Here is an 11619-nt window from a genome sequence, read left to right as displayed (position 1 = left end):
TGAGGGTCTGGAGCGCGGTGGCTCCCGCGCGCAGCCGTCCGACGACGGTCGACGTGATGTGCATGATGTGCGAGAACCGTCGGACGGCCATGAACTCCACGACCTCGACGCTCGTCGGGTCGCAGACCTTGACGAGGTCGTTGCGCGACAGGTCGACGAGCATGATGTGCTCGGCGCGCTCCTTGGGGTCGGCGAGGACCTCGTCGGCGAGCTCGCGGTCCTCCTCGGGCGTCGCGCCGCGGGGACGCGAACCCGCGATGGGGTACGTCGTGACGTGCCCCTCGTCGACCTTCACGAGCGTCTCGGGGCTCGACCCGACGACCGCGAAGTCGCGCCCGTCGGCGTCCTGCAGCTGCAGGTAGTACATGTACGGGCTCGGGTTGATCGTGCGCAGCACCCGGTAGACGTCGAGCGGCTCGGCCGGGCAGTCGAGGTCGAGTCGCTGCGACATGACGACCTGGAACACCTCGCCGTCGCGGATCGCGTCCTTGCCGAAGCGCACTGCGTGGTCGAACTCCTCGCGCGTCGACCGGAACCGCAGCTCGGGCTCGGGCACGTCCGCGAGCACGGCGATCCCCGAGGGCGCGGGGTGCAGGAGCGAGGCCTGCATCGCGTCCAGGCGGGCGACGGCGTCCGCGTGCGCGTCGTCGACCCGCTCGTCGGTGTCGTCGAAGTTGATCGCGTTCGCCACGAGCCAGACGGAGCCGTCCTGGTGGTCGACCACCGCGAGGTCGGTGGCGAGCAGCAGCGTCAGCTCGGGGACCTCGAGCTCGTCGGGCGCCTTCTTCGGCAGCGTCGGCTCCCAGTGGTGCACGATGTCCCAGCCCAGCGCGCCGACGAGCCCGCTGGTCAGCGGCGGGAGCCCGGGTAGGACGGGGGTACGCAGCACGTCGAGCGTCTCGTTGAGCACGTCGAGCACGTCGCCGCTCGTCGGGATGCCGACCGGCACGTCGCCCGTCCATGCGGCCTCGCCGTCGCGCACCGTCAGCGTCGCGCGCGAGCGCACCCCGACGAAGGACCAACGCGCCCAGGTCCCGTCCGCCTCGGCGGACTCGAGGATGAACGTGCCCGGCCGGCCCGCGCCGAGCGTGCGGTACAGGCCCACGGGCGTCACGTCGTCGGCCAGCAGCCGCCGCACCACGGGCACGACCCGACGGTCGCGCGCGAGCTCGCGGAAGCCCTCGAGCGTGGGCCACGTGCCACCCCAGGGCACCTGCGCGGAGGTGTCGGCGGTCATCGCGCGTCCCCCGTCGTCTCCTCGGACCTCGTCGTCTCGCCGGACGTGACCGGCAGCGGGCCGCCCGCCTCGAAGCATGTGCGGGCGCCCGTGTGGCACGCCGCCCCCACCTGGTCGACCTCGACCAGGAGCGCGTCGCCGTCGCAGTCGATGCTCACGGCCTTGACGTGCTGGACGTGACCCGACGTGTCGCCCTTGCGCCAGTACTCCTGACGCGAGCGGGACCAGAAGGTCACGCGACCGGACGACAGCGTGCGGCGCAGCGCCTCGTCGTCCATCCAGCCGAGCATGAGGACCTCGCGCGTGTCGTGCTGCTGCACGATCGCGGCGACGAGGCCTGCCTCGTCACGCTTGAGGCGCGAGGCGACTGCGGGATCCAGGGTGGGCACCCGAGAATCCTGCCACGCCCGGCGCGACCGACCACGGGGTGTCCGCGCGCACCTGGACCGGCACCCGCCGCCGTGCCGCTCAGCGTGTCTGGGAGACCCAGGCGCCGTGCATCGTGGCGTACAGGCCGTCGGCCGCGACGAGGTCGTCGTGGTGGCCCTGCTCGACGACACGGCCCGCGTCGACCACGACGACCGCGTCGGCGGCCTCGGCGGTCGAGAGCCGGTGGGCGATCGTGATCGTGGTGCGACCCTCGGTCAGGCTCGCCAGCGCCCGAGCGAGGCGCACCTCGGTCGCGGGGTCGACCGCGGACGTCGCCTCGTCGAGCAGCAGCAGGTCGGCGTCGGCGAGGTAGGCGCGCGCGAGCGCGACGAGCTGTCGCTCACCGGCGGAGAGCGACTCGCCGCGCTGGCCGACGGGCGTGTCCAGCCCGGCGACGAGCTCGTCGACCCACGGGCCCAGGCCGAGCGCGTCGACCGCCTCGCGCACGCGCGGGTCGTCGTGCGGCGGCGTCCAGGACGCGTCCTCGTCGTCGCGCAGTCCGTACGCGATGTTCTGCGCGAGCGTCCCGTCGAAGAGGAATCCCTCCTGCGGCACGAGCACGACGCGACGGCGCAGCTGGTCGTGCCGGATGTCGCGCAGGTCGGTGCCGTCGAGCAGGATCCGGCCGTGCGTCGGGTCCACGAGCCGCGCGACGAGGCGCGCGATCGTCGTCTTGCCGGAGCCCGTCGCCCCCACCACCGCGACCGACGAGCCCGCGGGGACGACCACATCCACGTCGCGCAGGACCGGCGGCCCGTCGGGGTAGGCGAACCCGACCCCCCGCAGCTCGACGTGCGCGGGCGCGCGGGGGCTCGGCGTCCCCCGCTCGCCCGGGTCGACGAGCTCCACAGGCGTCTCGAGCACGCCGAGCACCCGGCGCCAGCCCGCGACCGCGTTCTGCAGCTCGTTGAGGATCTCGGTCGCCATCTGCACGGGACCGGTGAAGAGCTGGACCAGGAACAGGAACGCCAGCAGGCGACCCGCGGTCAGGTCCCCCGCGACCCCGAGGTACGTCCCCGCGACGACGACCACCGCGAGCACCAGGTTCGCGGTGAGCACGCCCGACGAGAAGACGGTGGCGACCAGGTTCTGCGCACGGACCATCGCACGGCGGGTCGCGCCGATCGCGGCGTCGGTCGAGCGCTGCGTGCGGTCCGCGACGCCGTACGCGCGGATCGTCTCAGCGCCCACGACCGACTCGGAGACAGCACCGAGCATGGCGCCGTACCGCTCGCGCACCCGGGAGTACCGGGCGTTGACGCGCTTCTGCAGCGGCTGCAGCGCGACGACCAGCGGCACGAACCCGAGCCAGACGATGAGGGTGAGCTGCCACGAGTAGACGGCCATGAGCGCGGTCGCCACGAGGATCTGCAGCACTGAGACCAGCAGCATGATCCCGCCCCACTGCACGAACAGCGAGATGGTGTCGACGTCCGACGTGACGCGCGAGACCAGGCTGCCGCGGCGCTCGGTGCCGCGCGTGAGGACCGACAGGTCGTGCACGTGCCGGAACGCGCGCGTGCGCAGCTGCAGCAAGCCGGCCTCGCTCGAACGGAACAGGCGGATGTTGACGGCCGCCGAGCACAGCGCGCCGAGCACGAGGCCCGCCAGGGCGATCGTGGCGAGCACCGCCACCCGGCCGACGTCCGGCCCGCCCGCGGCGAGGATCCCCGTGTCGACCGTCTGCTGCACCGCGATCGGGACCAGCACGCGCCCGACCGCGGCGAGCGTCGCGAGCACGATCGTGAGCCCGAGCCCCTCCACGAGACGAGGCGAGATCTCGATGCCGCGGCGCAGGGTCGCGAGCACCCCCAGCGAGCTCGCCGAGCCCATCGAGTGACCGCTCGAGCTCGTGCCCTCGGATCCTGCCCCGGGCGTGCTCTCAGTCGCCTCGGCCGGCGTGGCGCGGGACGACGTCGCTGTCGACTCCTTGCGCGAGCCCGTCATCGTGCGTCCACCGTCTCGTCCGTCTCGTCCGCGGCATACCCGTCGTCGCCGGTCTCGTCGTCGCCGGTCTCGTCGTCGACGTCCTCCTCGTCCCAGTCGCGGCCCGCACGTCGCTCGCTCTCCCGCTCGTACGCGGTCGCGAGGTCGCGGTACCCCTGGTCGCGCGCGAGCAGCTCGGCGTGGGTCCCGCGGTCGACGACGCGACCTCCGTCCAGGTGCACCACCTCGTCGGCGAGCAGCACCGACGACATGCGGTAGGCGACGAGCAGGACCGTGGGCCCCGGCTCCCCCGCCGACCCACGCAGGCCGCGCAGGATCTCCTGCTCGACGCGCGGGTCGACTGCCGAGGTCGCGTCGTCGAGCACCAGGACGCTCGGTCGCCGCACGAGCGCACGCGCGAGCGCGAGCCGCTGCCGCTGCCCGCCGGACAGGTTCGCGCCGCGCTCCCCGAGGTGTGCGTCGAGCCCGTCCGGCAGCGCACGGACGACGTCGTCGACCCGCGCGACCCGCAGCGCGTGCCACACCTCGTCGTCCGACGGAGCCGCCGGGTCGTCCGGGTCGGCCAGGGTCACGTTGCCGCGGACGGTGTCCTCGAACACGAAGGCGTGCTGCGCGACGAGCGCCACGTGCTGCGCCAGGTCGTGCGGGTCGAGCTCGCGCAGGTCCACGCCGTCGACCAGGACGGCGCCGCGGTCCGGGTCGGCCAACCGCGAGACGAGCGTGACGAGGCTCGTCTTCCCGGCGCCCGTGGGTCCGACGACGGCCACGACGCGGCCCGCCGCGAGGTCGAGGTCGACGTCGTCCACGAGGGTCAGCGGACCCTGCGCGGTCTCGACGGTGCGCGTCGCGTGGTCGAACCGCACGCTCGCGCCGGTCGACGTGGACGACCAGCGCGTCGAGCCCGCGGGGAGCGCTCCGGTGCTGTCGACGACCCGCGCGATGCGGTCGTAGCCGACCAGCGCACGCGGGATCTCGCCCAGCACCCAGCCGAAGGCGCGCACGGGCACCGCGAGCAGCGTCAGCAGATACGCGGCCGCGACGACGTCACCGGTGTCGATGTTCCCCGTCGAGACCCGCCACGTCCCGACCACGAGCACGGCGAGCGTGCCCACCTGCGGCAGCAGGTCGATCACCGGGTCGAAGAACGCCCGGACGACGCCGACGCGCACGTTGGCGTCCGCGAGCCGGCCCGCGCGGTCCGCGAACCGGGCTTCCTCGCGCGCCTGCGTGCCGAGCGACGTCACGAGCAGCGCGGCCTCGAAGCTCTCGTGCGCGACGTCGGCGACCTCGGCCCGCAGCTGCTGCGCGTGCGTGATCGCGGGCGACATGCGGCGCTGGAACCAGGCGTTGGCGGCGATCGCGAGCGGGACGACGACGAGCGCGGCGAGCGCGAGCCACAGGTCCGTGCGCACCAGCGCGACCGTCGCCACCGCGAGCATCACCACGACGCCGAGCGCGAACGGCAGCGGGTTGAACACCGACGTCGACGCCTCGACGTCGGCACCCGCGTTGGACAGCAGCTGCCCGGTCGGGTGCTTGCGGTGCCAGGACATCGGCAGCCGCAGGTACTGGCGCGTGACCTTGAGCCGGTGGTCCTCCTGGACCAGCGCGTACCCCATCCCCGCGAACACGCGGCGCCCGGCCACGCTCAGCGCGAGGGTCACGGCGACGAGCACGATCGCCCCGCCGGCCCACCAGATGCGTCCCTGTGCGCCCTCGTCCCCGGCCAGCGCCGGGACGACGACGTCGTCGGTCACCCAGCCGAGCACCCGGCTGACCGCCACCGTCGCGACACCGAACACGGCGGACGTGCCCACCGCCGCGGCATAGGTCCACGGGTGCGCGCGCATGCCGCGCCAGATCAGGGTCGTGGCCCGGCGCGGGGTCGACCCCGTCAGCCGCATCGGAGCCGTCGGCCGGTCCCGGTCGGGGGGCGCCGAGGACGGCGACGACGACCGGGGCGAGGGCATGACGACGAGCCTTCCGACGGGGAGGTGAGCAGCGCTCATCGTCTCACGCACCTCCGACACCTCCCGTGGCGGCCCTCTGCGGGAAGGGCCGCGAGGACGACCGAGGAGTGGGACCATGGCGTCCATGACGTGGCACGAGACCCTCCGCGCCGACCTCACGGACGCCCTGCGCGCCGCGACCCCCGACGCACCGACGCTCTGCGAGGGCTGGCAGGCGCGGCACCTCGCGGCGCACGTCGTGCTGCGCGAGAGCTCGCTGCGCGTCGGGGCCGGTATCGCGGTCCCCGCGCTCGCCGGCGCCGCCGAGCGCGCGATCGACGAGCTCGCGCAGACCGCGACCACACCCGAGGGCTACGCGGCCCTCGTCGACCGGGTCGCTGCCGGTCCGTCGCGCTGGCACCCGATGTCCGTGGCGGGCGACGCCGCGAACCTCGTCGAGTTCTACGTGCACGGCGAGGACGTCCGACGAGGCGCCGGCCCGGTGCCGCCGCGCGAGCTCGACCCCGCGCTGGCCGACGCGCTGTGGAAGGACGTCCGCCGGTTCGCGCGGGCTCGCACGCACAAGGTGCCCGTCGGCCTCGTGCTGGTGAACGCCGACGGTCCGCGGGCCCGCGTCAAGGGTCCGAAGGGCGAGCACGGCACCGTCGTCGTGCGGGGTGACGCGGGAGAGCTCGTGCTGTGGCTGTCGGGCCGGGGCGCTGCGTCCACCGTCGTCGCCCAGGGCGCGCCCGTCGACGTCGCGCTGCTCGCGGCACGCTTCCCGCTCCCCTGACGCTGCGGCGTCGTCAGCGGCCCGCCCTGCGTCAGCGGACGGTGATCCCCGCGTCGCGCAACGCCGCCTTCACCTCGCCGATCGTCAGCGTGCCGAAGTGGAACACGCTCGCGGCCAGGACCGCATCGGCACCCGCACGGGCCGCCTCGACGAAGTGCTCCGGCGTTCCCGCGCCTCCGCTCGCGATGAGCGGGACCGCGACCTCGGCACGGACGTCACGCAGCATCTCGAGGTCGAAGCCTGCCGTCGTCCCGTCGGCGTCCATCGAGTTGAGGAGCACCTCCCCGGCGCCCAGCTCGGCCGCCCGGACGGCCCACTGCACCGCGTCGATGCCCGTGCCACGACGACCGCCGTGCGTCGTGACCTCGTAGCCCGAGTCGGTCCGCACGTCGCCCGTCACGCGCCGCGCGTCGACCGACAGCACGAGCACCTGCGAGCCGAACCGGTCGGCGATCTCCGCGATGAGCTCGGGCCGCGCGATCGCCGCCGTGTTGACGCCGACCTTGTCCGCGCCCGCGCGCAGGAGCTTGTCCACGTCGTCGGCCGAGCGCACGCCGCCCCCCACGGTGAGCGGGACGAACACCTCCTCGGCCGTGCGGCGCACCACGTCGAACGTCGTCTCGCGGTTGCCGGACGACGCCGACACGTCGAGGAACGTCAGCTCGTCGGCGCCCTCCGTGTCGTACCGGTGCGCGAGCTCGACCGGGTCGCCCGCGTCGCGCAGGTTCTCGAAGTTCACACCCTTGACGACGCGGCCCGCGTCGACGTCGAGGCACGGGATGACGCGCAGGGCGAGGCTCACGAGGTCCCTCCGGGGGTCCGGGCGTTGAGGATGTCCACGACGAACACGACGGTCTGCCCGGCGAGCTCCTCGCTCTGCGTCACGCCGAGCGCGTACGACGGCGGCACCACGAGCATCACGCGGCTCCCGACGGGCTGGTCGACGAGCCCCTCCTGCCAGGCGGGCACGTCCTGCAGCGAGAACGACAGCGGCAGGCCGGAGGCCCACGTGGTGTCGAACTGCTCGCCACCCGTCCACGACCATCCCGTGAGCTGCACGGTCACGGTGTCCGTCGCGACCACCTGGCGCCCCGTGCCGCGCAGCAGCGGCTGCACGCGCAGGGTGGCGGGCGGCTCGGTCTCGAGCGGGGTCAGCTGGGGAGAGCCGTCCTTCGCCTCGGTGACGGTCGGGAAGCCCTCGCCCGGTGTGACCGGCGTCCCCTGGGCACGCGTCGGGAGCACGTCGATCACGGTCGCGGTCGGGTATGGGTCACCGTGCTCGGAGCCCGGGACGACCTGCAGGAGCCGCGCGCCGACGCGCTGGTCGCTCAGCGTCTCGTACAGGTCGAGGCCCAGGTCGGCCTCCGTGAGGAGCTGCGACGTGGGGCTGCTCGAGTAGCTCTCGCGCACGAGGCTGGCGTCGTCGGCGTTCTCGAGCCAGTAGTCGATGAGCACCGGCGCGCCGTCGACCAGCTCTGGCCCCGTCCCGGCCCAGATGGCCTCGCGGAACTCCTTCTCGACCGTCAGCGGCGCGACGTACACGAGCGTCGGGGCTGCCCCGGCATCACCGGTGACGGTGATCTCCACGGGGACCTCGTCGGGCGTGGAGCAGGCCGCGAGGGCCAGCAGCCCGACGACCAGGGCGACGGCCCCGCCCCGCGCACGTCGCAGTCCTCGCACCCCAGGTCCTTCGTCTCGTCGTCCGGCCGCAGTCCAGCGGCCCCGGGTCCGACCCCGGCGGACCGACACTCTACGTCCCCTGCCTGCGCACCCCGGGAGCGGGGCGTCACATGGACTCGATGAGCCGCTCCACCCGGTCGTCGACGCTGCGGAACGGGTCCTTGCACAGGACCGTGCGCTGCGCCTGGTCGTTGAGCTTGAGGTGCACCCAGTCCACCGTGTAGTCGCGGCGGGCCTCCTGAGCGGCGCGGACGAAGTCGCCGCGCAGCTTGGCGCGCGTCGTCTGCGGCGGCACCGATGTCGCCTCGAACACCTCGAGGTCCGTGGTCAGCCGCTCCACGAGGCCCTTGGCCGCGAGCAGGTTGTACAGGCCCTCGGTGCGCGAGATGTCGTGGTACGCGAGGTCGAGCCGCTGCACGCGGACGTCCGACAGCGGCAGGTCGTGCTTGGCGCGGTACCGCTCGATCAGCCGGTACTTGATGACCCAGTCGAGCTCGCGCTCCACGAGGGACAGGTCGCCCGTGCGCAGCGCGTGCAGGCCCCGCTCCCACAGCTCGAGCACCTGCTTGTCCTGCGGCGAGCCGCCGCCGCGCTGGGCCACGAAGTCGCTGACCCGCGCCAGGTACTCCTCCTGCAGGTCGACGGCCGTGGCCGTGCGTCCGTTCGCGAGGGTGATGGGCGCCAGCCCGGTCATGTCGTGGCTGATGTCCCGGATCGCGCGGATCGGGTTCTCGAGCGACAGGTCCCGCATCGGGATGCCGGCCTCGACCAGCCGCAGCAGCAGGTCGGTCGCGCCGACCTTGAGCATGGTCGTGGACTCCGACATCGAGGAGTCGCCGACGATCACGTGCAGGCGACGGAAGTGCTCGGCGTCGGCGTGCGGCTCGTCGCGCGTGTTGATGATCGGCCGCGACCTGGTCGTCGCGCTCGAGACCGCCTCCCAGATGTGGTCGGCGCGCTGCGACAGGCAGTAGACCGCGCCGCGCGGTGTCGACAGCACCTTTCCCGCGCCCGTGAGGACCTGCCGCGTGATGAGGAACGGCACGAGCACGTCCGACAGCCGTCCGAAGTCACCCTGCCGCCGCACGAGGTAGTTCTCGTGGCAGCCGTAGGAGTTGCCGGCTGAGTCGGTGTTGTTCTTGAAGAGGTGGATGGTGCCGGGCAGGCCCTCGTGCTCGAGCCGCTGCTGCGCGTCGGCGACGAGCCCTTCGAGGATCCGCTCCCCCGCGCGGTCGTGCGTGACGAGCTGCCGCACGTCGTCGCACTCGGCCGTCGCGTACTCGGGGTGCGAGCCGACGTCGAGGTACAGCCGCGAGCCGTTGCGCAGGAAGACGTTCGACGAGCGCCCCCACGCGACGACCTTGCGGAACAGGTACCGCGCCACCTCGTCGGCCGACAGACCGCGCCCGTCGGTGGCGGCGCACGTGACGCCGTACTCGGTCTCCAGACCGAAGATCCGCTTGTCCATCAGCCCTCCAGCAGGTCCTCCAGCAGCGGCCCCGCCAGACGGCGGAACGCGCGGCGCGGACGGGTCCGGTCCAGCACGGCGACCTCGAGCTGCGCGGCCGGCAGCGTGCGCTGCTCACCACCCTCCTCGGGTGCCGAGCCCAGCGCGCGCACGGCGAGCTGGAGCACCTGCGGCAGGCTCAGACCCGGCTGCCACTCGCCCTCGACGAGGCCCGCGAGCCGCTCGGCCTGGCCGCCCATGACGACCCAGCCGTGCTCGTCGGCCACCGAGCCGTCGTACGTGAGGCGGTAGATCTGGTCGGTGTCCGCGGTGCGGCCCACCTCGGCGACGACGAGCTCGACCTCGAGCGGCTTCGACTCGGTGGTGAACACCGTGCCCAGCGTCTGCGCGTAGGCGTTCGCCAGCGCACGCGCCGTGACGTCCTCACGGTCGTAGGAGTAGCCACGCAGGTCGGCGTACCGCACCCCGGCCACGCGCAGGTTCTCGAACTCGTTGTACTTGCCGACGGCCGCGAACGCGATGCGGTCGTAGATCTCCGAGACCTTGTGCAGCGCGCGCGAGGCGTTCTCGGTCGCGAACGCGATCCCCTCGTCGTACTGCACGACGACCACGCTGCGGCCACGCGCGATGCCCTTGCGCGCGTAGTCCGCGCGGTCCTTCATCAGCTGCTCGGGCGAGACGTAGAACGGCATGCTCATGCGCGCTCACCTCCACGGGCGTGACCGTGCTGCGCACGGCGGTCGGCGACGACGGTCTCGACGACGCCCTCGAGCGTCTCGTCCGGCACCCGCAGGTACCCGGACCGCGTGACGGTCGCGACGACGGGCCAGATGCGCCGGGTCGTGTCCGGGCCGCCGGTCGCCGAGTCGTCGTCCGCGGCGTCGACGAGGGCCTCGACCGCGACGCGTACCGCCTCGTCAGGTGAGAGCCCGCGCTTCCAGAGCTTCTTGAGCGAACCGCGCGCGAACACCGAGCCCGAGCCCACCGCATGGTGCTCGTGCTCCTCGTAGCGCCCGCCCGTCACGTCGTAGGAGAAGATGCGCCCGATGCCGCGGTCGAGGTCGAACCCGCCGAACAGCGGCACGACGGCCAGCCCCTGCAGCGCGAGCCCGAGGTTGCCGCGGATCATGGTCGACAGCCGGTTCGCCTTGCCGTCGAGCGACAGCAGGCTGCCCTCGATCTTCTCGTAGTGCTCGAGCTCGAGCTGGAACAGCCGCACGAGCTCGACGGCGAGCCCGGCGGTGCCGGCGATGCCCACGGCCGAGTACTCGTCGGCCGGGAAGACCTTCTCGATCTCCCGGCTCGCGATCATCGAGCCCATCGTGGCGCGCCGGTCCCCCGCCATGACGAGGCCGCCCGCGCACACGACGGCGACGATCGTCGTCCCGTGGGGCGCGACGGCCGAGTCCATGCCCGCCAGCGGGCGGTTGCCCGGCAGCAGGCCGGGCGCGTGCGAGGTGAGGAAGTCGACGAACGACGACGAGCCCGGGGTCAGGAAGGCGGCCGGCAGCCGGCCCGTGGCAAGCGGGTCAGGGTGCGACATGGGCGATCACTGACCGCCCTTCTGCACGAAACCCCGGACGAACTGCTCGGCGTTCTGCTCGAGCACGTCGTCGATCTCGTCGAGCAGCGCGTCGACCTCGACGTCACGGGACTGGACCGACGGCGCGACGAGCTCGGGGGCGTCGACGGGCTCCTCGTCGTCGCGGCGCGGGTTGACGCGTTCCTGACCTGCCATGTGCGGACCTCCTGGCGTCGCTGGTGCACCTTCGCTCCACCCTAGGCCCATCCGAGTGCCGGACGCGGAGGGTGACATCCCCCGCGAGACGCCGCGGGCACGCGTCCGGCCTGCCAGGATGCCCGCCATGGTCCCGACGCCGCTCGAGCACGCACGCCAGCTCCTGCTCGACCCGCACCGCTGCCCCGCGTGCGGCACGCGCCTCGCGTCGCCGCGGTGCCCGGGCTGCGGGCTCGACCTCGCCGGGGATGCCGGGGCGCGCGTGTGGGAGGCGTCGCGTGCGGCCGCCGAGGCGCTCGCGCACCACGCCGAGGTGCTCACGAGCGTGCGGTCCGGCCAGCGGCCCGCGTTCGGCCCGCCGGCGTCGGCAGGCCCGCT

12 protein-coding genes are annotated in these 11619 nt (G+C 73.4%); 2 read left to right on the top strand and 10 right to left on the bottom strand.

Annotation, left to right across the window (positions count from 1 at the left end; translation table 11 throughout):
• From CWIS_RS09465 to CWIS_RS09450, 4 genes are all read right to left on the bottom strand, one after another.
• The coding region (locus CWIS_RS09465) for a chorismate-binding protein (protein WP_048343032.1) at nt 1-1237 on the bottom strand (1237 nt) is incomplete at its 3' end.
• Nucleotides 1234-1626, bottom strand: coding sequence for a phosphoribosyl-AMP cyclohydrolase (gene hisI / locus CWIS_RS09460; RefSeq protein WP_048343031.1), 393 nt, complete (start codon nt 1624-1626; stop codon nt 1234-1236). The genes hisI and CWIS_RS09465, both read right to left, overlap by 4 nt.
• Before the next feature lie 79 nt (nt 1627-1705).
• Nucleotides 1706-3499 (bottom strand): ABC transporter ATP-binding protein, encoded by a 1794-nt coding sequence (locus tag CWIS_RS09455; RefSeq protein ID WP_048343036.1) that lies wholly within the window; start codon nt 3497-3499, stop codon nt 1706-1708.
• 110 nt (nt 3500-3609) lie between these two features.
• The gene (locus CWIS_RS09450; RefSeq protein ID WP_048343035.1) at nt 3610-5517 is read right to left on the bottom strand and encodes an ABC transporter ATP-binding protein; all 1908 of its coding nucleotides are present in this window, start codon (nt 5515-5517) and stop codon (nt 3610-3612) included.
• 190 nt (nt 5518-5707) lie between these two features.
• Between CWIS_RS09450 and CWIS_RS09445 the strand changes: the two genes are divergently transcribed.
• Complete coding sequence (locus CWIS_RS09445) at nt 5708-6355, top strand: TIGR03085 family metal-binding protein (RefSeq protein WP_048343034.1); 648 nt, start codon at nt 5708-5710, stop codon at nt 6353-6355.
• A gap of 31 nt (nt 6356-6386) precedes the next feature.
• On the opposite strand, the gene hisF is transcribed toward CWIS_RS09445, so the two are convergent.
• From hisF to CWIS_RS09415, 6 genes are all read right to left on the bottom strand, one after another.
• A complete protein-coding gene (hisF, locus tag CWIS_RS09440) occupies nt 6387-7157 on the bottom strand; it encodes an imidazole glycerol phosphate synthase subunit HisF (protein ID WP_048343030.1) in 771 nt (256 codons plus the stop codon).
• Complete coding sequence (locus CWIS_RS09435; RefSeq protein WP_229747530.1) at nt 7154-8035, bottom strand: FKBP-type peptidyl-prolyl cis-trans isomerase; 882 nt, start codon at nt 8033-8035, stop codon at nt 7154-7156. Before CWIS_RS09435 ends, hisF begins: the two co-directional genes overlap by 4 nt.
• Before the next feature lie 106 nt (nt 8036-8141).
• Complete coding sequence (gene pafA / locus CWIS_RS09430) at nt 8142-9503, bottom strand: Pup--protein ligase (RefSeq protein WP_048343029.1); 1362 nt, start codon at nt 9501-9503, stop codon at nt 8142-8144.
• Complete coding sequence (prcA, locus tag CWIS_RS09425) at nt 9503-10201, bottom strand: proteasome subunit alpha (protein WP_048343028.1); 699 nt, start codon at nt 10199-10201, stop codon at nt 9503-9505. Before prcA ends, pafA begins: the two co-directional genes overlap by 1 nt.
• Nucleotides 10198-11046 (bottom strand): proteasome subunit beta, encoded by an 849-nt coding sequence (gene prcB / locus CWIS_RS09420; RefSeq protein ID WP_048343027.1) that lies wholly within the window; start codon nt 11044-11046, stop codon nt 10198-10200. The genes prcA and prcB overlap by 4 nt, the downstream gene beginning before the upstream one ends.
• Nucleotides 11047-11052: 6 nt before the next feature.
• Nucleotides 11053-11241: a ubiquitin-like protein Pup gene (locus CWIS_RS09415; protein WP_048343026.1), complete on the bottom strand. Its 189-nt coding sequence runs from the start codon at nt 11239-11241 to the stop codon at nt 11053-11055.
• 127 nt (nt 11242-11368) lie between these two features.
• Here CWIS_RS09415 and CWIS_RS09410 point away from each other — a divergent pair.
• Nucleotides 11369-11619, top strand: a 251-nt coding sequence (locus CWIS_RS09410; RefSeq protein ID WP_048343025.1) for a hypothetical protein, incomplete at its 3' end; no start/stop codon positions are given.

This window comes from Cellulomonas sp. A375-1, from assembly GCF_001040865.1.
In the GTDB taxonomy this organism is placed as follows: Bacteria; Actinomycetota; Actinomycetes; order Actinomycetales; family Cellulomonadaceae; genus Cellulomonas; species Cellulomonas gelida.
The sequence above is the reverse complement of the archived record's forward strand: the minus strand, read 5'-3'. Positions and strand labels throughout refer to the sequence as shown.

Coding starts and splice junctions, on each gene's coding strand:
- prcB (WP_048343027.1), bottom strand. CDS start 11,046: ATGTCGCACCCTGACCCGCTTGCCACGGGCCGGCTGCCGGCCGCCTTC.
- pafA (WP_048343029.1), bottom strand. CDS start 9,503: ATGGACAAGCGGATCTTCGGTCTGGAGACCGAGTACGGCGTCACGTGC.
- CWIS_RS09450 (WP_048343035.1), bottom strand. CDS start 5,517: ATGCGGCTGACGGGGTCGACCCCGCGCCGGGCCACGACCCTGATCTGG.
- CWIS_RS09445 (WP_048343034.1), top strand. CDS start 5,708: ATGACGTGGCACGAGACCCTCCGCGCCGACCTCACGGACGCCCTGCGC.
- prcA (WP_048343028.1), bottom strand. CDS start 10,201: ATGAGCATGCCGTTCTACGTCTCGCCCGAGCAGCTGATGAAGGACCGC.
- CWIS_RS09455 (WP_048343036.1), bottom strand. CDS start 3,499: ATGGGCTCGGCGAGCTCGCTGGGGGTGCTCGCGACCCTGCGCCGCGGC.
- CWIS_RS09415 (WP_048343026.1), bottom strand. CDS start 11,241: ATGGCAGGTCAGGAACGCGTCAACCCGCGCCGCGACGACGAGGAGCCC.